Origin of the sequence: Ruegeria sp. (genome assembly GCF_965243365.1) — a bacterium.
Lineage (GTDB): Bacteria > Pseudomonadota > Alphaproteobacteria > Rhodobacterales > Rhodobacteraceae > Ruegeria.
On sequence record NZ_CBDEUW010000002.1, the window covers coordinates 1,336,599 to 1,354,187 of the forward strand.

Below are 17,589 nucleotides of genomic sequence, written 5' to 3' on the forward strand. Positions count from 1 at the left end.
TTCCCGTGGTCTCTTCCACTCGGACACCTATATTGCGGCAAAGCCCGACTCTGCAAATCCAAACGACAGGAGTGTAAAAATGATTTCAACAGGTGACACCCTCCCCGACGCCACACTGATCCAAATGGGTTCGGACGGACCGGAAGAGGTTCGGGTTTCAGAAAAGACCAAAGGGCGCAAAGTCGTGATCTTCGCAGTTCCCGGTGCATTCACCGGCACCTGTACTACGGCACATGTGCCAAGCTTTATTCGCACCAAAGGTCAGTTCGACGCCAAGGGTGTTGATGAGATCATCTGCGTTTCCGTCAACGACCCGTTCGTGATGGGCGCCTGGGGAGAGTCCACAGGGGCCACAGCCGCCGGCCTGACCATGCTGTCCGACGCGGCATCGGAATTCACCAAGGCCATCGGCATGGATTTCGATGCACCGCCTGTCGGGTTGATTGCGCGGTCCAAACGCTATGCGATGCTGGTCGAAGACGGCAAGGTAACCGCCCTGAACCTGGAAGAAAGCCCCGGTACTTGCGAGATTTCAGCGGGCGAAGGCTTGTTGGACGTGATCTGATCTCGCTTGCCCCGGCACGGTCGGGGCGACCTGAACCGCATTTAACTTGATGCAACACCCCGATGCGCGGATACTTGGTGTATTCAATCAGGGAGTTCATTGATGGCGTTGAAGAAAATTACCCTCGTTCTGGGCTGCGCAGGTGCGCTGGCAGCGTGCGGCCCGGCCCCAACCCCTCAACAGCAGGCGGCCCGGCAGCATGAAATCGCATGCCTCAGCGGCACATTGGGCGGCGCGCTGATCGGCGGAGCCATCGGCAACCAGTTCGGCGGCGGGTCCGGTAAGGCAATCCTGACGGCCGCGGGCGCTGCCACTGGTGGTTTCGAAGGTCAAAGATACGCGTGCTGAGGAGGCGGGACATGAAACGAGTTATACTGATTGCGGCCCTGACATGCGCCGGCATCGCCAGCGCGGAAACCGTCGCGGAACTGCATGAGAATGAGCTGAAGGCCATCGACACCAACAATGACGGTTTTCTGTCCAAGGATGAGTTCAACGCCTTCTCGGACTATGCCTTTCAGGCGATGGACGGAGACAAGAACGGCACTTTAGGTTTGGAAGAAACCAAGCCGTTTCTGGACATTAAACAATTCCAATCCGTTGACCGGGACGGAGACAGCCTTATCTCAAGGGCAGAATACGACGCGCAGATGGAAAGCGATTTCAATTCGGCGGATCGTGACGAAAACGGCCAGTTGGATTGACGTCGGTATGTTCTGACAGGAGCATGTCATGAATAAATGGATGTTGTTGGCGGGAATTACCGCGCTTGCGGCCTGTGACGTGCCGCAAGCACCCGTGGTGACCGGCCCGGATGGCCAGACCCGTATTCAAATCAATACTGAAGGTTTGACTTGTTACGAGACGCGGTGCTTGGACATCAATCCGTTTGCACGCAGCGTTCGCTCGATTGGCAATCGCACCATTGGAATTCCTGGAAACATCAATGTCAGCGATGGCACCGTGACGCCCGAAGAGTTCAAACAGATGAGCGTCGCGGCGTCATTGGCAGGCGGTATGGGATCGGGTGGAAACCGTTAAACCAGACTATCCATCTTGCGCGCCAGCTTGGCATCCAGAGACGACAATCCACCCACATCATGGGTCGACAGCACCACTTCGACGGTCCGATAGACGTTGGACCATTCGGGGTGGTGGTTCCACTTTTCGGCAAAGATCGCAACTTGCGTCATCCAGCCGAACGCCTGGACAAAATTGTCGAAAATGAAGGTTTTGGTGATGGCGTCACGATCTTCCACCATGGTCCAGCCGTTTTTGAACAACGGGTCCAACAGCGGGCCGCGGGCCTCGGTCGACAAAAGTTCAGTCATTGCTGTTCCTCCGGGTTCGACTTTCTGAACGGACCATAATCCGTCAGAATCTCGATCTCTTCTCCCACTGCGTGGGCCTCGGCGTCCAGATATTTCCGAACCGCATCTGCAAATCCCGGATCGCCGATCCAGTGCAGGCTGAAGGTACGGGTCGGCAGATAGCCACGCGCCAACTTGTGTTCACCCTGCGCGCCAGCTTCGACCCGGGCCAGTCCGTTGGCAATGGCAAAGTCGATCGCCCTATAATAGCACAGTTCGAAATGCAGGCAGGCATGGTGTTCGACACACCCCCAATACCGGCCAAACAACGTTTCTCGCCCAATGAAATTCAAAGCCCCGGCGATAGGATACCCGTTGCGTTCTGCCAACACCAAAGCCATGTCATCTGCCATGGTTTCCTGTGCGATATCAAAGAATTGGCGGGTCAGGTAGGGCGAGCCCCACTTGCGTGCACCTGTGTCCTGATAAAACTGCCAGAATGCGTCCCAGTGTTCAGGCTGCAAGTCTGGTCCGGTGATGGTTCTGATCTCACCCCCGAAATCGCAGGCCTGCGCCCGTTCCCTGCGAATGTTCTTCCGCTTGCGAGACGATAAGGCGGTCAGAAACCCATCAAAATCCGCGTAATCATCGTTCAGCCAATGAAACTGCTGCGAGGTGCGCTGCAGCAGGCCCATCTGCTCTCCCGCCAGCGCCTCGGCCTCCGTACAGAATGTGGCGTGCAGCGACGATATCCGGTTCTCGGCTGCCAGTTGCACAGCACCCTGCACCAGCGCCGACATACCCACCGCATCATAGCCGGGACGAACCAGGAACCGCCGCCCCGTCGCAGGGGTAAACGGCACAGCGATCTGCAATTTGGGGTAATAGCGCCCACCCGCGCTTTCATAGGCGTGGGCCCAGCTATGATCGAAAATATATTCGCCCTGACTGTGTGATTTGGCAAACATCGGCGCGGCACCGATCAGCATCCCGTCCAGATAGGCTGTCAGGTACTGAGGTTGCCACCCGGTCCCGCGCCCGACCGAGCCGCTGTCTTCAAGCGCGGACAAAAACCGGTGCGTCGTGAACGGATCAAATGGCCGCCCACCATCCGCTGTTTCGGGGCAGGCACAGCTATCCCATTCGGCTGCAGGAATCTGCGACAGCGCGCTTAGAACCCGAACTTCGATTTGTGCCTGATCCATATTCCCTCCGCGCCCTGCCATTATTTGTGATGGCAGGGGCAGGGTTCAAGCGGGTTGTGCGGCCAGATACCCTTCGAAGGTCACATTATTGGCAACCTTACGGGCCTCGGCCTCTTGCCCGGGCGACCGGATGGTCCAACACAGAATCGGCACCCCTTGCGCTTTTAGTTCAGCAACACGAGGACGAGACAGATCGGCGGCCTCGTGGCTGATGAAACTGGCGCCAACACGGTCGAAATCGGGTATGCCGCGCAGGTGGTCGCAGACCGCAGCCGGCAGCAGCTCGACCTCGGGCCGATAGGCGCAGGTGACGATGCCCCGGGGAAGATCCGGGGCCAGACGGACCAGTTCGGAGACCGAATTCGGATTGAAGGACATCAGCGCGACCGGGCCGTCATAACCCTTCAATGCGCGCACCGTATCAGCCTCAAGCGCTCCGACATTCGGACCCATGGCACCGTCCTGATCCTTAAGCTCGATCAGCAGGGGGACCCGACCACCGACGATATCCAGAACCTCGTCCAGTGTCGGGATGCCGTCCTCGGCATGAAGCAGCGGTGTCGCCCGCGCCTGTTCTGCCGTAATCTGTCGGATTGGGCCGGGCTGTCCGGTCAGACGCTTCAGGTCATAGTCATGAAAGGCCATCGCCCGGTTGTCCGAGGTCAGTTGCAGATCAATCTCGATCCCATAGCCAGCCTCAACAGCGGCGCGAATGGCCGCCCGACTGTTTTCCGGGCGGTTCTTGGTCTTGTCGTGCAAGGCCCGATGCGCAATCGGGGTCTGCAGAAACGCATCAGGCAAAGCGGGTGTCATCGGACCTCGAAGATACCTTCGATTTCGACCGCCACGCCCAGCGGCAGCGACGCGGCACTGACAGCGGATCGAGAGTGACGGCCAGCCTCGCCCAGCGCCTCGACCAGAAAATCCGAAGCGCCATTGATCACCTGCGGCTGCGCGGTAAATTCAGGGGTCGAGTTCACAAAGCCGGTCAACTTTATCACACGCACCAGATTCTCGATATCCCCATCACAAGCCGCCTTGACCTGTGCAAGCAGATTGATCGCACAAACCTTGGCTGCTGCTGCACCCGCCTCGACATCCATGTCCGCGCCCAGTTTTCCGGTGATCAGATCGTCGTCCTTGGAAATCTGGCCCGAAACGTAAACAATATTGCCGATTCTCACGAAAGGCACATAGTTCGCCGCCGGTGCGGGTGCATCCGGCAAGGTTATGCCAAGGCTTTCCAGTTTTGCTGCGATGCTCATGAGTATGATCCTCACCCTAAGTAATTCGACTCGGGCGGACGCTAACCGGGAAAGCGCGCAGCGGAAAGCCGGAAACCGTCATTTTCCGCATTGCACGTGTTCTGAGCATAGATTCTCTTATTCCGGGCTAAGTAAATCCATCACTTTGCCAAATTGTGTTCATCAAGTTAAAGGCTAGGTGTTTCAATTCGAGCCTGAAACTTTTATGTGACGGCAACTTGGGCCTTGCGGGCCCGGCCATAGCAGTAGTGATTGAAAGCCAGACCCAAACTGGCGATCCGGAGTATCGAAGACAGTGTCGAGCAGATTCCGCTTCAAGCATTTGTTTATGCTGCCCGTTCTGGCAGTGCTCAGCGCCTGTGCGTCGCAACCCGCCGAGGAGTCCGCGCGCGGGGAAATTTTTGACCCCTACGAAAACGCAAATCGCGGTATTCACAAATTCAACCTGGGCGTAGACCGTTTTCTGTTCCGCCCGGCCTCGAAAGGCTATGTGAAGATCGTACCCGATCCGATGGTCACAAGTTTCAGCACCTTTGCCGAGAATATCTCGCTGCCGGGTCAGGCGGTGGACTATCTGTTACAGGGAAACCTCAAGCAGTCGGGCAACGCGTTGCTGCGGTTCGTGATCAATATGACCGTTGGTGGGGCCGGTCTGTCCTCGCCCGCGGATGAACTGAATCTGCCCCCGGTCGACACTGACTTCGGCGAAACCCTGCATGTCTGGGGCTTTGGCGAGGGCGCCTATGTGGAACTGCCCTTCTATGGCCCGTCGACAACACGGGATGCGGTTGGTGTTGTGGTCAACCTGTTCTCGAACCCGATCAACTTTTCGCCCACACGACCGGCGGACAATTTGGGTGTTTATGCCGAAGTCGTGCGGCGCATGGGCGATCGCGGCAGGTTCTCGGACACGGTCGATTCGATTTTGTATGAAAGTGCGGACAGTTACGCGCAGGCCCGGACGATTTACCTGCAAAACCGCCGCTTTGAACTGGCAAGGGATGACGAAGACGCCTATCTGGGACTGTATGACGACCCCTATGCCACAACGGGGACCGACCCAGTCAGGGACCCCTATCTCGACCCCTACGAGGACCCCTATGCCGAATAACCTGATGAACCGCCGTAGCTTTGCCGCAACAGCCCTGGTCGGGTTGACGGCCATCGCGCTACCCCTGCCCGCATTTGCCCTGACCGAAGACAGTGCCAAGCAACTGGTCAACAGCGTGGTCGCCGACATCACCCGCGTCATCGAATCCGGCAAATCCGAAAAGGCCATGCTGCGCGATTTTCAGAAGATCTTTGTACAGTATGGCGATGTGCCGATCATGGCCCGCTATGCTTTGGGTGTAGAGGCACGCAGCGCGTCCTCGGCCCAAATGCGCCAGTTCACCAAGGCATTCGAAGGATATATCTCGCGCAAATATGGCCGCCGGTTCCGTGAATTCATCGGTGGTGAAGTGTCTGTACGCAACGCGCGCAAGATTAAGGCCGGATATGAAGTACGCACCTCGGTCAAACTGCGCGGGTCAGCCCCATTTGAGGTTACTTTTCTGGTGTCGGACAAATCCGGCAGTGGCAAGTTCTATAACATGTTCATCGAAGGGGTGAATCTGCTGCTGACCGAGCGCACCGAAATCGGCGCTATGCTGGATGCGCGCAAGGGCAACCTGAACCAGCTGATCAAGGACCTGGGAAAGACCGGCTGATTCAGCTTGGACTTGTCATGAAAAACCGCCGCACGAGCCACTCGCGCGGCGGTTTTCTATTAGTTTAGCCGCTCACCGGTTTCCTTGGCGAAATACGAGACCTTGCTCATGTCAAAGGCAAGGGTCAGCATCTTCCCCGCCTGCGCGCTGGTTTCCGCGTGCAAACGCGCCGTGACCTGCTTGCCCCCCAGTTCCGAGACCACATAGGTATCCGCCCCGGCGGGCTCGACCATGTCGACAAGGCATTCTGCCTCCTGCACACCGGCTCCGGCGCGGAATCCGGCCTCGGCGATGTCTTCAGGGCGCAGGCCGAGGATGACGTCCTTTGGCAGCGACAGGTCGCGGGCATCGTTTAGCACGAGTGTCTCTCCATTCTCGCGCGTGATGGCGATCTGGGTTCTCACCCCGTTCTTGACCGCCTGGGCAGGGATCAGGTTCATCGCAGGTGACCCCATGAAATCAGCGACAAACAGGTTGGCCGGGTTGTTGTAGATCTCGGCCGGTGTTCCGATCTGCTGCACGATACCGCCTTTCAGAACGACGATCTTTGTCGCCAGCGTCATCGCCTCGATCTGATCGTGGGTCACATAGACGATTGATGCATCAAGGGTCTGGTGCAGCTTTTTGATCTCGGTCCGCATCTCGACCCGCAATTTGGCGTCGAGGTTTGACAGGGGTTCATCAAACAGGAACAGCTTGGGATCACGCACCAGCGCCCGGCCCATCGCCACACGCTGACGCTGACCGCCCGACAACTGGCTGGGGCGGCGGTTCAGCAACGGTTCGATCTGCAACAGAGAAGCCACGTCTTTCAACTTGGTATCCTGCGTCGCCTGATCCACCCCGCGCACCTTCATGCCGAAGGTGATGTTCTTGGCCACCGACATGGTCGGGTACAGAGCGTAGGACTGGAATACCATCGCGATGTCGCGGTCCTTGGGGCTGACATGGGTCATATCCTTGCCCCCGATGGACAAGGTTCCGCCGGTGATCTCCTCAAGCCCCGCAATACAGTTCAGCAATGTGGATTTACCGCAGCCCGAAGGGCCGACCAGCACCAGAAAGTCGCCCGGTTCGATCGAGATGTTGATGTCCTTCAAAATCTCGGTCGTGCCGTAGTTCTTGTAGAGACTGTTGATGTCGAGAATAGGAGCCATGGGTCTTATCCCTTCACTGAGCCAGCGGTCAGGCCGCGGATGAAATACTTACCGGCAACGACATAGACGAGCAGCGTCGGCAGCCCCGCGATGATCGCGGCGGCCATGTCGACGTTGTATTCTTTGACGCCGGTGGTGGAGTTTACGATGTTATTCAGCGCCACGGTCACGGGCTGCGTGCCTGCCTGGCTAAACGACACGCCGAACAGGAAGTCGTTCCAGATCTGCGTGAACTGCCAGATTACAGTCACCACGATGATGGGCAACGACAGCGGCAGGAAGATCGACCAGAAAATCCGCAGGAAGCCCGCGCCATCAACCCGCGCAGCCTTGGTCAGCTCGGACGGAATGGTGACATAGTAGTTGCGGAAGAACAGCGTGGTGAAGCCCAGCCCGTAGATAACGTGGACAAAGATCAGACCCGGAATGGTTCCAGCGATGCCCATCATGCCCAGCAGACGCGCCATCGGCAGCAGAACAACCTGGAACGGGATGAAGCAGCCAAACAGCATCAGCGAGAAGATGATGTTCGCGCCTTTGAACTGCCATTGCGCGACCACATAGCCGTTCAATGCGCCCAGCAGGGTCGACAGGGCCACCGCTGGCACCGCGATCAGGACCGAGTTCCAGAAGTAAGGCCGCAGGCCCTCGCATTGGATACCGGTACAAGCGCCGGACCATGCTGTTTTCCAGGCGTCAAAACTGACCTCACGCGGCAGGGAAATCAGGGACCCTGTGCGGATTTCCTCAAGGCTTTTCAGTGATGTGGTCAACATTACGAAAAGCGGCATCAGGTAATACAACGCGAACAGGCCCAGCATCACGTACAGCAACCAACGCAAGGCAATCTTGCTAGCGGCGCTTTGGGTGCGGGTTTGGGTTTGGGGCATCGACAGATCAGTCATTTTTCGCCCTCAGCTCTGAATAAAGATAGGGAACCACGATGGCAAAGACGACCAGCATCATGATCATCGCGGACGAGGCCGCCTGACCTATATCCCCGCGCGAAAACGCCATGGCGTACATGTAGGTGGCGGGCAGATCGGTTGCGTAACCGGGGCCACCGCCTGTCAGGGCGATGACAAGGTCAAAGCTCTTGATCGCAAGGTGGGCTAGCACGATGAAGGCTGACAGGAAGATCGGGGCCATCGAGGGGATGATGATCGCCGTGTAGATGCGCCATGTGGGGATGCCATCGACCTGCGCGGCCTTGATGATCTCTCCGTCCACCGACCGTAGTCCGGCCAGAAACAGCGCCATGACGAAGCCCGAGCTCTGCCAGATCGCAGCAATTACGATGGTGTAGATCGCGTAATCGGGGTTCACCAGCCAGTCGAACTCGAAATTGGTAAAGCCCCAGCCCTGCACCATGGATTCAATGCCCAACCCTGGGTTCAAAATCCATTTCCACGCCGTACCGGTCACAATCATCGACAGCGCCATCGGGTACAGGTAGATCGTGCGGATCGCCCCTTCGACGCGGATCTTCTGATCCAGCAGGATGGCCAGCAACAGGCCCAGCACCATCGCGATCACGATGAACAGCGCGCCAAAGATATACAGGTTGTTGATTGCCGTGTCCCAGCGGGGCGAGTCGAACAGGCGTTCATACTGAATGAAGCCATGGATTTCGTATTTCGGCAGTAGTTTTGATCGGGTCAGCGACACCCATGCCGTCCATCCGATAAATCCGTAAACAAAGATCAATACGGCGATGAACGACGGTGCCAGCACCACCTTGGGCAGGTGGTTTTCCAGCCATTCGGACATTTTAGCCTCCGGGGAGAAGTGCTCTGCCCCGTCAGTATAGGGGGCAGAGCGGGTTGGATCAGTAGCTGTTTGCCACCGCGTCCGCCAATTGCTGAACCGCGTCAGCCGAGGACATATCCGAGTTGAAATGCGCGGTCACAACATCGGTGATCGCACCGGCCTGCGACCCGCGCAGCGCCATACCATGCGCGTAGGACGGCAGCAGCGAGCCACCTGCCGAGGTCGAGCCCATGTCTTCGGCCGACAGGTTGGCGCAGATGTCAAAGTCTTCCAGACCTACATCGGTCCGCGCAGGGATCGAACCCTTGTTCAGGTTGAACACTTTTTGGAAGTTCGGCGCCACGATCAGCTTGGCCAGAAGGTCCTGACCGGCTTTCTTGTCGTCACCTTCCACATCAAACATGGCAAAGCTGTCGACGTTGTAGAGATATCCGTCACCGGGGGTCGAGGCGCACAGGAAATCCTCACCGGGCTTTTTACCGGCTGCCAGGAATTCGCCCTTGGCCCAGTCTCCCATGATCTGGAACGCCGCTTCGCCGTTCATGACCATCGCCGTGGCAAGGTTCCAGTCGCGGCCCGAGAAGTTCTCGTCCACATACCCACGCAAGGTGCGCATCTGGTCGAACACCTGAACCATCGTATCCGAGGTCAGCGCGTCGGGGTCCAGATCGACCAGCGCTTTCTGGAAGAACTCAGGTCCGCCAATGCCCAGAACCACGGTCTCAAAAACGGTTGCGTCCTGCCATGCCTGACCACCATGGGCCAGCGGGATCACACCGGCGGCTTGCAGCTTGTCAGCGGCGGCGTTGAACTCATCCCAAGTGGTTGGCATCTCGATGCCATTGGCCGCCAGAACGTCTGCGTTGGCCCAGATCCAGTCCACGCGGTGGACGTTCACGGGTGCCGCGCACCAAGTGCCCTCACACTGCATGTGTCCGGCGATCGACGCGGGCAGAACATCTGCCCAGCCTTCGGCTTCAGCCACTGACGAGATGTCAGCCAGAACGCCCTCTTCATACCATTCCTGAATCGCAGGGCCTTTCAGCTGAACCGCCGTCGGCGCGTTCCCCGCCAGAACACGGGCGCGCAGAGCGGTCATCGCCGCGTCACCGCCGCCACCGGCGACTGGCATATCAGTCCAGGTGCCGCCGTTCGAGGCGAATTCTTCCTGTAGAACGGCAACCGATTTGGCCTCACCGCCCGAGGTCCACCAGTGCAGCACTTCGGCCTCTGGTCCAGCCAGCGCCGACGATCCTGCCGCGATGGCAAATGTCGAAACCGTTGCAAATGCAAAACACTTCATTCTTTCCTCCCTTAGGTATTTCGATGCCACTGAAACAGCGGCGATGGGCGTCATTGTGCGGGCGGAACGCTGTCTGACAACGCTGAATCCGGCTTAGTCCAATGTCAGGCTCCAAATATTCACCGCTTTTGTTACAGCGTGTTACGTTGACATTGAATCCGTTTCCATTCGTTACAATTGACGGCAATCAAAGGGGCGGAGATTGGGAGGATCAGCATCTTGGGCATACCGCGACTCTTGGTGGTAGATGACGACCCGGATATGCGGTCGATGATGACGCAGTTCTTTCAACAGAACGGATTTATCGCCCTGCCCGCAAGCTCTGAAGCTGAAATCCAGCGCCACCTGACTGCAGGCCGGATTGATCTGATTCTGCTGGATGTGATGCTGGGCGACGAAAACGGTGTCGAAATCTGCGCCCGTTTACGACGCGAACAGGACGTGCCGATCATTCTGGTCTCGGCCCTGTCGGCAGATCATCAACGCATGGCCGGGTATGAGGTCGGGGCAGACGACTACATCGCCAAGCCCTTTAACCCGCAATTGCTGCTGGCGCGTGTCCGTGCGGTAATGCAGCGGGCCCGGCGGACCTCTTCACTGGCCTATCGCCGCCGCACCCGGACGTTTCGGTTCGATGGATGGGTTTTCGACGGAAAGCGGGACGAGGTGCACTCGCCCGAGGGCTTTCTGGTGTCGCTGTCGCAACGCGAAACTGCGTTGCTCAAGGTCCTGCTGGCCAATCCGCACATCCCGCTGACCCGCGACGAAATCGCTGATGCATTGGATGTGACCGGCGAGGCCGAAAAGCCCGAGGCGCAGGGCCGGGCCATTGATATGCTAGTCGGTCGCCTGAGGTCCAAAATCGAAACGAATCCCAAAGACCCCCAGATGCTGCGAACCGAGCGTGGTACAGGTTACGTGTTTTCTGCCGACGTGTCCGTGGAAGAGGATACATGACCCTGCGCCTGCGAAGTCTGGGCTGGATTTGGTCATTGGCTGCCTTCGCCGCCGGACTGCTGTCGGCAGGTATGTGGTTTGCCTCGGCTCAGGCATGGGACAAGTACCTGACCCGGTCCTTTGTTGCAGGCTTTGCGGTCTACGAAGAGTTGCGCACCGGCATCGCGCCCGCCACCGGAGTTAGGATCACGCCTTTATCCCCTGACGCGGCCGCGCTGGCCGAGGCAGGCATGTTCGAACAGATACCGGGTATTTCGGGGCGCGGCTTTGTCACCAACCTGTCGATTCTGACCGACAGCTCTGCGCCTCTGAACGGTCGGGTACTGACACTGGCCGTCATGTCTGATCGTCTGGTGTATCCGATTTCGGGCATCGTGTCCGGCATAGATCAGACCGGGCCTGAAAAGATGGGAAACCTGACCCGCCTTCTGGCGACCTATTGCAGTGAGCCGATCCTGATCGCGCAATATGGGCGTGGGCCGTGGCAGCAGGTGGACGGCACCGACATCTGGGGGTGCAAAGCCGCCCCCACCGATCTGCGCCTGCCCGCCATTCTTGCAGCCATTGTGGCAATGGCGGTGATCCTGACATCGATCGGCAATGTCTCGGACACGTTTACGCGGTTCTCTCAGGCTCTGCGCGATCGCAGACGTCGTGGAGGGCCGGAAAGCTATGACGCCGACGGCCCGGAAGAGCTGCGCGACATCGTCTCGGCCGTGAACGCCCATCTGGATGACGAGCGCGCGCAGCTGGAGAAGCGCGCCATTGTTCTGTCCGGTGTAAGTCACGATCTTGGCACCCCTGCAACCCGGGTGCGTTTGAGGGCCGCACTGATCCGCGACGACGAATTGCGCGAAAAGCTTGAAGCGGACGTGGATCAGATGACCGGAATGATTGAAAGCGTGCTGACTTACACAAGGTCAGAGCTGAATGTCGAAGCGCCGCGTCAGATTTCCCTGACATCCCTCGTGGAGTCGCTGGTCGCCGACTATCAGGACACCGGCCAACCTGTGACATTGCTGGAAACCGCTCCGGTGACAGTCGAAGGAGCTCCATCCGTCTTTATGTCCCGCAGGGGTCGCGGTTCACTGACCGAAACACGGCGCATTCTGGTTACGGCGCGCCCTGTTTCGCTGAAGCGCGCGCTTACAAACCTGATTGACAACGCCCTGAAATATGGTCGCCACGCCGAAATCGCCCTGGAAACGGATGCCCAATGCGCCACAATCATTGTCGAGGATAAGGGCGCCGACCTCTCGGTCGAGGATATTGAGGCCCTGCTTTCCCCGTTTCGGCGCGGTTCGAACATCGGATCGTCCGACGGGTTCGGCCTTGGCCTTACGATCGCCACAACCGTCGCGGAACAACATGGCGGCACGCTGAGTTTCGAGGCCGGGGAACAGGGCCTGCGTGCCCTGTTGCGCATCACCCGCTAGCGGCATCACGTTCCGTAACTGCGCACCAGCGCGCCTGCGATCAACGCCCATCCATCTGCGATGACAAAGAACGCCAACTTGAACGGCAGGGATACGGTGGCAGGTGGAACCATCATCATCCCCATCGACATCAGGACCGCCGCAACCACCAGATCGATGATCAGAAACGGAAGAAAGACAAGAAATCCGATCTGAAAGGCGCGCGCGATCTCGGACAGCATGAAAGATGGCATCAGAACCGACAGCGGCGCCTCGGGCGACAATTGCATATCCGCGCTGTCTGGGCGCAGCGAGGCCATGGCCAGAAAGGTATCCGGATCTAGCCGCGACGCCATGAATTCACGAAACGGAATCAATGCGCGTTCAAGCGCTGTTTCTACGTCCAGCGTTTCCTCGATCAGAGGCTGGATGCCGGTGATCCAGGCTTCGGAAAACACCGGCTCCATGATGAAATACGTCAGAAAAAGCGCCAGGCTGACGATCAGCATATTGGGCGGAGATTGCTGCAGCCCGATACCCTGCCTCAGAATGGCCAGCACCGTGATCAGAAAGGGAAAACAGGTGATCATAATCGCCAGACCAGGGGCGAGGCTCAGCACCGCAATCAATAGGATCAGTTGAATGGTTCGGGCCGAGATGGAGCCCCCGTCGCCCAAGGATAGAGACACCTCCTGCGCCGCCGCCATCGACGGCAACATGAACAACGCCAGTAGAACCAGCAGGCGCATCACCCGATCCCGTTTTGCAGGTCCGAAATTTCGGTCAGGCGTACGGCAAGTTGGCCAGCCTGATCGCCCTCCATCTCCTCCAGCAGCCCGCGGGCAACCAATTGGTCGCCGACATACAGGTCAACGGGATCTTCAATCCGTTTGTCTAATGTCAGCACCGCGTTTTCGCCCATGCTCAACAGATCGCGGATCAGAGGGCGCGCGCGCCCGACCGAAACCGTTACTTCGATTGGAACCGCCTCGAACGGATTGGGTTTTTCTGATTTTGGGGTTTGGGGATCACTCATTGGACAAAGCCTTTTTTGCTTCAAAAACATAGGCATCAAACGCGCCGGAAATGGCACTCAGCAGGGCGCCGTTATCGACCTCACGGCAGGTCGTACCGACCTGTAACCGGGCTTGGCCCGCTTCCAGTGACGGGTCTTCGACAATTTTCGGCAGCGGCCTCAGGTCTTGCGGCATCACTGCAGCGACCTGTCCCTCGGTGCCCGGCGGCACCCGCAGCAGCATCGGCTGATCCACCTGCTCTTTTGCCATCTCACACAGTTGAGCGACGAGTTCAGCGCCAAACCCCTGCTCCAGCATCTCTGGAAGAATGGTTTGGACAAGACTCTGGAACATCGGTTCCAAAGACAACGTCATGCGGGTCAGCGCCTCGTGATAGGTAAAAGACAGATCCGACAGGGTGCTGGACAATTCAGCGCTGAGCTGATCGCGCCCCTGATCCCGAGCCTGAATCGCGTCGTCCCAACCCGCGCCGTAGCCGCGCTCAAAGGCGGCCAGTCGTTGCTCTTCCAGCGCGCCCTCATCCAACATGTGAAGCACGCCCGAGCCGCTTTGAACCGTAAAATCCTCAAGAAGATGGACAATCGACATCACACCTTCTCCTCGCTTTCCTCAAGCCAGCTGCGCAGGATTTCAACGGTTTCTTCCTGCTTGTCGCCGATCATGGCACGCAGCCGATCGACAGCATCCGTTGTCTGCACGCCCGCCAGCGCCGGAACATCGCCATCGGATTGGACTGGTAAAGGCATAAAGTTCTGCGAGTCTGCTACCGCAATCTCACCGTCCAGGGCTGCGCTTGCATCCGGCAGCGGGGGATTGCCCGCAGGCAAAAGCGCCGGTTCCGTCACCCGAGCGGTCAAGATAGGCCGGATCACAAACAGACCCAAAATCAACGAAACCGCAGCCAATACGGCCATCTGGATCAGCGACATGGCGTCGAGATGGATCTTTTGCCACAGCGATGCCGCAACCAGTGTGCCCTGCGGTTCTGACGCGGGCAGGTCCAGAGATTTAAGCGTGATCACATCTCCGCGCTCGGCGTCGAAGCCAACCGCCGAGGCGACCAGTTCTTCCAAAGCGTCCAGTTCAGGCTGCGGCATCGGTTGAAAGGTTTCCACCCCATCCGCACCGGTCGAACGAGTACCGTTTACAAGAACCGCAACCGTCAACCGTTTGATCGCCCCTGGCGCGCGGTGCACTTCAAGCTCGGTTTCGGAAACTTCGTAATTTACACGCTCTCGCGTCTGGGTTGCAGTCGAATTGGATTCGTCTCCGCCAGCGCCATCCCCGTCAGGCAGATTGGACGCCACGGTCACATCAGCCGACTGATTGCGCGAATTGTCAGAGCGCTCCTCGACATCTGTGCTGATTGCCACACGACCCTTGGGATCAAACCGGCGTTCGCGGATCGATTCGGTTTCGGTCACAGTGTCCACGCTGACCTCGACCACCGCATTCCCCGTGCCGACACGCGCCTCGACCAACCGCAGGACACGCTCCCGCAGCTGACGCGCTTTGTCGTCCGCTGTATCGGCAGAGGCTACCGTTTCCTGCGCCCCGATCACCGCCCCGTTCGAATCGATCACTGTAACGTTTTCCGGTGCCAGCCCGCTAACTGCCGAGGCCACCAGAAAACGAATCGCCTTGGCCTGGTCGCCAGTGATTTCGGACCCGGACGGCACCAAATAAACCGAGGCCGTTGGGGCCGAGTTACGTTGAAACGGATTAGAGGACCCATTTGCGATGTGCACGCGCGCCTGGCTGACATGTGGGCTGCCGACAATCGTGCGTGCCAATTCGCCTTCCTTTGCCCGCCAATAGGCCGCATCGAACATCTGCGAGGTGGTGCCAAACCCACTCAGCGAGTCCAGCAGTTCGTACCCGCGATTGCCATTCGCAGGCAGCCCCTCGCTGGCAAGCATCATGCGCAGCTCATCCCGCTGCGACCCGGGCACATAGATGGACCCGCCCTTGATCTCATACGGAATCCCGCGCTGATCCAGAGAACGAACAATGTCGCCGGCTGCGCCGCTTTCCAACCCCGCATACAGCAGCGTCATCGAAGGCGTGGTCGCAATACGCGACATCGTCAGAACGCCCAGAAACACCAGTGCCGCTGCGCCGGCGACTATGATTTGTTTGCGCCTGTCCAAACTTGCCCAGACAGTTCCGATCTGCTGCACGCTCACCTCCGACTCGCCGCCATTCTGTGCGACTGGTCCCCTATTTGAACGATTGCCCTTAACAATCGGTTAGTCCCTGCAAGGTTATGACAGTCCCGAATACAAGGATGAGGGCATCATGACCGATACGTCGGATGAAGTGGCAGAAGTCACTGGAAAATCTGGGAAAAAAGGCATGGTTACTGCAGTGATTCTGGCTCTTGCCGGGGCAGGTGCCGGATTCTATGCCACCAGTTCAGGCCTACTGCCATTTGGCGCAAAACCCACCGCGCAGGAAACTTCGGGCCAGGAAAAAAATAAGCCGGTCGACGCCGTGCCCGCCGTCGGCTTTGTCGATCTTCCACCGGTCGTTGTCTCGGTCAATGCAGGCGATTCGCGGCATCTGAAATTTCACGCCCAGCTAGAGGTGAACGCCGACTACGTCGCTGACGTCGAAAAACTGAAACCACGGATCATGGACGTTCTGAACAATTATCTGCGCGCGGTTGAATTGAACGATCTTGAGGATTCGCTGGCCCTGGTTCGTATCCGGGGGCATCTGCTGCGGCGTATTGAAATTGTGGTTGGCGAGGGGCGGGTACGGGACGTCCTGATCATGGAATTCGTTTTGAATTAGGAGGCAAAATTGGAACTGATTGCCGATATTCTGCTGGTCGCAGGCGCACTTGGCGCTGGGGTGTATTGTTTTGTTTTGGCTCGACGCCTGAAGCGCTTTACTGACCTTGAAAAAGGCGTCGGCGGTGCGGTTTCCGTTTTATCCGCACAAGCAGACGAACTGAAAGCTTCGTTGGATGCAGCACGTATGGCATCCGATCAATCCGGGAAAACGCTGGAAGATCTGACCCAACGGGCAGAATCCGTGGCACAGCGTCTGGAGCTGATGATGGCGTCCATGCACGATGTGATTCCACAAGAGGAACCGCAAGGCACCAACGCAACAGAACCGCCCTCAGACGCTGATGAACCGGTCGAAGATGCCGAAGCACAGTCTACAGAACCTGTACTTCCCAAAACCGTCGAGCATCCAGAGCCCGAAACCTCGGGTGAGGCTATTAAACCGACAAAGGTGCCCGAGGGCATCATGTTCTTCCGGCATGGCCGCGCCGTTGGAGGGGCGCAATGATCCGGCCCTCGCCAAAGGCAAGGCCCAAACGGCCGCGCAGCGGAGTTTTGACCGTGATATCTCTGCTGATGATTGGGTCTGCGATCATTCGTGTCGGGCTTGAGGCCGGGCCTGCATTGGCTCGCGGCACCGAGCCCGAGCAGAACCCGGAGAAAACGCCCCCAGAGAACATCGCAACCCCGGCTGACCTGCAGGTTTTGCTGACCGCCCTGCTGCGCCGCGAGGACGAGCTGAATCGCCGCGAAGCTGCCATCCTGGATATGGAAAAGGCACAGGAAATTGCAAAACGCGCCATTGATGAGCGTCTTGACGCCTTGCTGAGCGCCGAAAAGACGCTTCGCGAGACCCTGGCGCTGGCCGACAAAGCTGCAGAAACGGACCTCACCCGTTTGACGGATGTCTATCAGAACATGAAACCCAAGGATGCCGCGGCCCTATTCGAAACAATGGACCCGGTCTTTGCCGCTGGCTTCCTGTCGCGCATGCCTCCGGACGCCGCCGCCGGGGTAATGGCCGGTCTCAGCCCCGAAGCCGCCTACACGATCAGCGTTGTAATGGCCGGTCGAAACGCTTCGGCACCGGTGGAATAGATC

23 protein-coding genes are annotated in these 17,589 nt (G+C 58.3%); 11 read left to right on the forward strand and 12 right to left on the reverse strand.

Features of this window, described 5'->3' with window-relative positions:
* The first annotated feature begins 79 nt into the window (after positions 1 to 79).
* The 4 genes from ACP0GE_RS10305 (at position 80) to ACP0GE_RS10320 (ending at position 1,606) form a co-directional block, all read left to right on the forward strand.
* The gene (locus ACP0GE_RS10305) at positions 80 to 565 is read left to right on the forward strand and encodes a peroxiredoxin (protein WP_424831861.1); all 486 of its coding nucleotides are present in this window, start codon (positions 80 to 82) and stop codon (positions 563 to 565) included.
* Between the two features lie 102 nt (positions 566 to 667).
* Positions 668 to 913 carry a glycine zipper 2TM domain-containing protein gene (locus ACP0GE_RS10310; RefSeq protein WP_424831862.1) on the forward strand — a complete coding sequence of 82 codons (246 nt, stop codon included), beginning with the start codon at positions 668 to 670 and terminating at the stop codon, positions 911 to 913.
* 11 nt (positions 914 to 924) lie between these two features.
* Positions 925 to 1,269, forward strand: coding sequence for a hypothetical protein (locus tag ACP0GE_RS10315; RefSeq protein WP_424831863.1), 345 nt, complete (start codon positions 925 to 927; stop codon positions 1,267 to 1,269).
* 28 nt (positions 1,270 to 1,297) lie between these two features.
* Positions 1,298 to 1,606, forward strand: coding sequence for a hypothetical protein (locus ACP0GE_RS10320; RefSeq protein WP_424831864.1), 309 nt, complete (start codon positions 1,298 to 1,300; stop codon positions 1,604 to 1,606).
* On the opposite strand, the gene ACP0GE_RS10325 is transcribed toward ACP0GE_RS10320, so the two are convergent.
* Genes ACP0GE_RS10325 through ACP0GE_RS10340 form a run of 4 tightly spaced genes read right to left on the reverse strand, consistent with a single transcriptional unit; the run spans position 1,603 to position 4,345 of the window.
* Positions 1,603 to 1,896: a 4a-hydroxytetrahydrobiopterin dehydratase gene (locus ACP0GE_RS10325; protein ID WP_424831865.1), complete on the reverse strand. Its 294-nt coding sequence runs from the start codon at positions 1,894 to 1,896 to the stop codon at positions 1,603 to 1,605. The two genes, ACP0GE_RS10320 and ACP0GE_RS10325, sit on opposite strands and share 4 nt — an antisense overlap.
* Positions 1,893 to 3,080, reverse strand: coding sequence for a GNAT family N-acetyltransferase (locus ACP0GE_RS10330; RefSeq protein WP_424831866.1), 1,188 nt, complete (start codon positions 3,078 to 3,080; stop codon positions 1,893 to 1,895). Before ACP0GE_RS10330 ends, ACP0GE_RS10325 begins: the two co-directional genes overlap by 4 nt.
* A 45-nt stretch (positions 3,081 to 3,125) precedes the next feature.
* Positions 3,126 to 3,893, reverse strand: a complete 768-nt coding sequence (locus tag ACP0GE_RS10335; protein WP_424831867.1) for a glycerophosphodiester phosphodiesterase family protein — start codon at positions 3,891 to 3,893, stop codon at positions 3,126 to 3,128.
* Positions 3,890 to 4,345 carry a RidA family protein gene (locus ACP0GE_RS10340; RefSeq protein WP_424831868.1) on the reverse strand — a complete coding sequence of 152 codons (456 nt, stop codon included), beginning with the start codon at positions 4,343 to 4,345 and terminating at the stop codon, positions 3,890 to 3,892. Before ACP0GE_RS10340 ends, ACP0GE_RS10335 begins: the two co-directional genes overlap by 4 nt.
* Positions 4,346 to 4,673: 328 nt before the next feature.
* Between ACP0GE_RS10340 and ACP0GE_RS10345 the strand changes: the two genes are divergently transcribed.
* Positions 4,674 to 5,456, forward strand: a complete 783-nt coding sequence (locus ACP0GE_RS10345; protein WP_424833836.1) for an MlaA family lipoprotein — start codon at positions 4,674 to 4,676, stop codon at positions 5,454 to 5,456.
* Entirely contained in the window at positions 5,446 to 6,054 is a 609-nt protein-coding gene (locus ACP0GE_RS10350) for an MlaC/ttg2D family ABC transporter substrate-binding protein (RefSeq protein WP_424831869.1), read from the forward strand. The genes ACP0GE_RS10345 and ACP0GE_RS10350 overlap by 11 nt, the downstream gene beginning before the upstream one ends.
* A gap of 59 nt (positions 6,055 to 6,113) precedes the next feature.
* Here the strand turns inward: ACP0GE_RS10350 and ACP0GE_RS10355 are convergent, their stop codons facing one another.
* The 4 genes from ACP0GE_RS10355 to ACP0GE_RS10370 are packed head-to-tail and all read right to left on the reverse strand — an operon-like array spanning position 6,114 to position 10,284.
* On the reverse strand, positions 6,114 to 7,211 hold the full coding sequence (locus tag ACP0GE_RS10355) for an ABC transporter ATP-binding protein (protein WP_424831870.1): 1,098 nt from the start codon (positions 7,209 to 7,211) through the stop codon (positions 6,114 to 6,116).
* A gap of 5 nt (positions 7,212 to 7,216) precedes the next feature.
* A complete protein-coding gene (locus tag ACP0GE_RS10360) occupies positions 7,217 to 8,116 on the reverse strand; it encodes a carbohydrate ABC transporter permease (RefSeq protein ID WP_424831871.1) in 900 nt (299 codons plus the stop codon).
* The gene (locus tag ACP0GE_RS10365) at positions 8,109 to 8,981 is read right to left on the reverse strand and encodes a carbohydrate ABC transporter permease (protein ID WP_424831872.1); all 873 of its coding nucleotides are present in this window, start codon (positions 8,979 to 8,981) and stop codon (positions 8,109 to 8,111) included. Before ACP0GE_RS10365 ends, ACP0GE_RS10360 begins: the two co-directional genes overlap by 8 nt.
* Positions 8,982 to 9,039: 58 nt before the next feature.
* A complete protein-coding gene (locus ACP0GE_RS10370; protein WP_424831873.1) occupies positions 9,040 to 10,284 on the reverse strand; it encodes an ABC transporter substrate-binding protein in 1,245 nt (414 codons plus the stop codon).
* Between the two features lie 219 nt (positions 10,285 to 10,503).
* Here ACP0GE_RS10370 and ACP0GE_RS10375 point away from each other — a divergent pair, with 219 nt between their 5' ends.
* Positions 10,504 to 11,241: a response regulator transcription factor gene (locus tag ACP0GE_RS10375; protein WP_424831874.1), complete on the forward strand. Its 738-nt coding sequence runs from the start codon at positions 10,504 to 10,506 to the stop codon at positions 11,239 to 11,241.
* The gene (locus ACP0GE_RS10380) at positions 11,238 to 12,677 is read left to right on the forward strand and encodes a sensor histidine kinase (protein WP_424831875.1); all 1,440 of its coding nucleotides are present in this window, start codon (positions 11,238 to 11,240) and stop codon (positions 12,675 to 12,677) included. The genes ACP0GE_RS10375 and ACP0GE_RS10380 overlap by 4 nt, the downstream gene beginning before the upstream one ends.
* A gap of 5 nt (positions 12,678 to 12,682) precedes the next feature.
* Here the strand turns inward: ACP0GE_RS10380 and fliP are convergent, their stop codons facing one another.
* The 4 genes from fliP to fliF are packed head-to-tail and all read right to left on the reverse strand — an operon-like array spanning position 12,683 to position 15,873.
* Positions 12,683 to 13,405 carry a flagellar type III secretion system pore protein FliP gene (fliP, locus tag ACP0GE_RS10385; RefSeq protein WP_424831876.1) on the reverse strand — a complete coding sequence of 241 codons (723 nt, stop codon included), beginning with the start codon at positions 13,403 to 13,405 and terminating at the stop codon, positions 12,683 to 12,685.
* Positions 13,405 to 13,692: a FliM/FliN family flagellar motor switch protein gene (locus ACP0GE_RS10390; protein WP_424831877.1), complete on the reverse strand. Its 288-nt coding sequence runs from the start codon at positions 13,690 to 13,692 to the stop codon at positions 13,405 to 13,407. The genes fliP and ACP0GE_RS10390 overlap by 1 nt, the downstream gene beginning before the upstream one ends.
* Positions 13,685 to 14,281, reverse strand: coding sequence for an ABC transporter ATP-binding protein (locus ACP0GE_RS10395; RefSeq protein ID WP_424831878.1), 597 nt, complete (start codon positions 14,279 to 14,281; stop codon positions 13,685 to 13,687). The genes ACP0GE_RS10390 and ACP0GE_RS10395 overlap by 8 nt, the downstream gene beginning before the upstream one ends.
* Positions 14,281 to 15,873, reverse strand: coding sequence for a flagellar basal-body MS-ring/collar protein FliF (gene fliF / locus ACP0GE_RS10400; RefSeq protein ID WP_424831879.1), 1,593 nt, complete (start codon positions 15,871 to 15,873; stop codon positions 14,281 to 14,283). Before fliF ends, ACP0GE_RS10395 begins: the two co-directional genes overlap by 1 nt.
* 118 nt (positions 15,874 to 15,991) lie before the next feature.
* Here fliF and ACP0GE_RS10405 point away from each other — a divergent pair, with 118 nt between their 5' ends.
* The 3 genes from ACP0GE_RS10405 to ACP0GE_RS10415 are packed head-to-tail and all read left to right on the forward strand — an operon-like array spanning position 15,992 to position 17,586.
* Entirely contained in the window at positions 15,992 to 16,489 is a 498-nt protein-coding gene (locus tag ACP0GE_RS10405) for a flagellar basal body-associated FliL family protein (protein ID WP_424831880.1), read from the forward strand.
* 9 nt (positions 16,490 to 16,498) lie between these two features.
* On the forward strand, positions 16,499 to 16,996 hold the full coding sequence (locus ACP0GE_RS10410; RefSeq protein WP_424831881.1) for a hypothetical protein: 498 nt from the start codon (positions 16,499 to 16,501) through the stop codon (positions 16,994 to 16,996).
* Positions 16,993 to 17,586 carry a MotE family protein gene (locus tag ACP0GE_RS10415; protein ID WP_424831882.1) on the forward strand — a complete coding sequence of 198 codons (594 nt, stop codon included), beginning with the start codon at positions 16,993 to 16,995 and terminating at the stop codon, positions 17,584 to 17,586. The genes ACP0GE_RS10410 and ACP0GE_RS10415 overlap by 4 nt, the downstream gene beginning before the upstream one ends.
* Positions 17,587 to 17,589: the final 3 nt, after the last annotated feature.

What these genes read in the sequence shown, in the direction of transcription:
- ACP0GE_RS10315 (WP_424831863.1), top strand. Translation starts at nt 925, where the DNA reads ATGAAACGAGTTATACTGATTGCGGCCCTGACATGCGCCGGCATCGCC.
- ACP0GE_RS10380 (WP_424831875.1), top strand. Translation starts at nt 11,238, where the DNA reads ATGACCCTGCGCCTGCGAAGTCTGGGCTGGATTTGGTCATTGGCTGCC.
- ACP0GE_RS10360 (WP_424831871.1), bottom strand. Translation starts at nt 8,116, where the DNA reads ATGACTGATCTGTCGATGCCCCAAACCCAAACCCGCACCCAAAGCGCC.
- ACP0GE_RS10365 (WP_424831872.1), bottom strand. Translation starts at nt 8,981, where the DNA reads ATGTCCGAATGGCTGGAAAACCACCTGCCCAAGGTGGTGCTGGCACCG.
- ACP0GE_RS10335 (WP_424831867.1), bottom strand. Translation starts at nt 3,893, where the DNA reads ATGACACCCGCTTTGCCTGATGCGTTTCTGCAGACCCCGATTGCGCAT.
- fliP (WP_424831876.1), bottom strand. Translation starts at nt 13,405, where the DNA reads ATGCGCCTGCTGGTTCTACTGGCGTTGTTCATGTTGCCGTCGATGGCG.
- ACP0GE_RS10310 (WP_424831862.1), top strand. Translation starts at nt 668, where the DNA reads ATGGCGTTGAAGAAAATTACCCTCGTTCTGGGCTGCGCAGGTGCGCTG.
- ACP0GE_RS10390 (WP_424831877.1), bottom strand. Translation starts at nt 13,692, where the DNA reads ATGAGTGATCCCCAAACCCCAAAATCAGAAAAACCCAATCCGTTCGAG.
- ACP0GE_RS10350 (WP_424831869.1), top strand. Translation starts at nt 5,446, where the DNA reads ATGCCGAATAACCTGATGAACCGCCGTAGCTTTGCCGCAACAGCCCTG.
- ACP0GE_RS10320 (WP_424831864.1), top strand. Translation starts at nt 1,298, where the DNA reads ATGAATAAATGGATGTTGTTGGCGGGAATTACCGCGCTTGCGGCCTGT.
- ACP0GE_RS10325 (WP_424831865.1), bottom strand. Translation starts at nt 1,896, where the DNA reads ATGACTGAACTTTTGTCGACCGAGGCCCGCGGCCCGCTGTTGGACCCG.
- ACP0GE_RS10395 (WP_424831878.1), bottom strand. Translation starts at nt 14,281, where the DNA reads ATGTCGATTGTCCATCTTCTTGAGGATTTTACGGTTCAAAGCGGCTCG.
- ACP0GE_RS10405 (WP_424831880.1), top strand. Translation starts at nt 15,992, where the DNA reads ATGACCGATACGTCGGATGAAGTGGCAGAAGTCACTGGAAAATCTGGG.
- ACP0GE_RS10305 (WP_424831861.1), top strand. Translation starts at nt 80, where the DNA reads ATGATTTCAACAGGTGACACCCTCCCCGACGCCACACTGATCCAAATG.
- ACP0GE_RS10340 (WP_424831868.1), bottom strand. Translation starts at nt 4,345, where the DNA reads ATGAGCATCGCAGCAAAACTGGAAAGCCTTGGCATAACCTTGCCGGAT.
- ACP0GE_RS10345 (WP_424833836.1), top strand. Translation starts at nt 4,674, where the DNA reads ATGCTGCCCGTTCTGGCAGTGCTCAGCGCCTGTGCGTCGCAACCCGCC.
- ACP0GE_RS10330 (WP_424831866.1), bottom strand. Translation starts at nt 3,080, where the DNA reads ATGGATCAGGCACAAATCGAAGTTCGGGTTCTAAGCGCGCTGTCGCAG.
- ACP0GE_RS10415 (WP_424831882.1), top strand. Translation starts at nt 16,993, where the DNA reads ATGATCCGGCCCTCGCCAAAGGCAAGGCCCAAACGGCCGCGCAGCGGA.
- ACP0GE_RS10355 (WP_424831870.1), bottom strand. Translation starts at nt 7,211, where the DNA reads ATGGCTCCTATTCTCGACATCAACAGTCTCTACAAGAACTACGGCACG.
- ACP0GE_RS10370 (WP_424831873.1), bottom strand. Translation starts at nt 10,284, where the DNA reads ATGAAGTGTTTTGCATTTGCAACGGTTTCGACATTTGCCATCGCGGCA.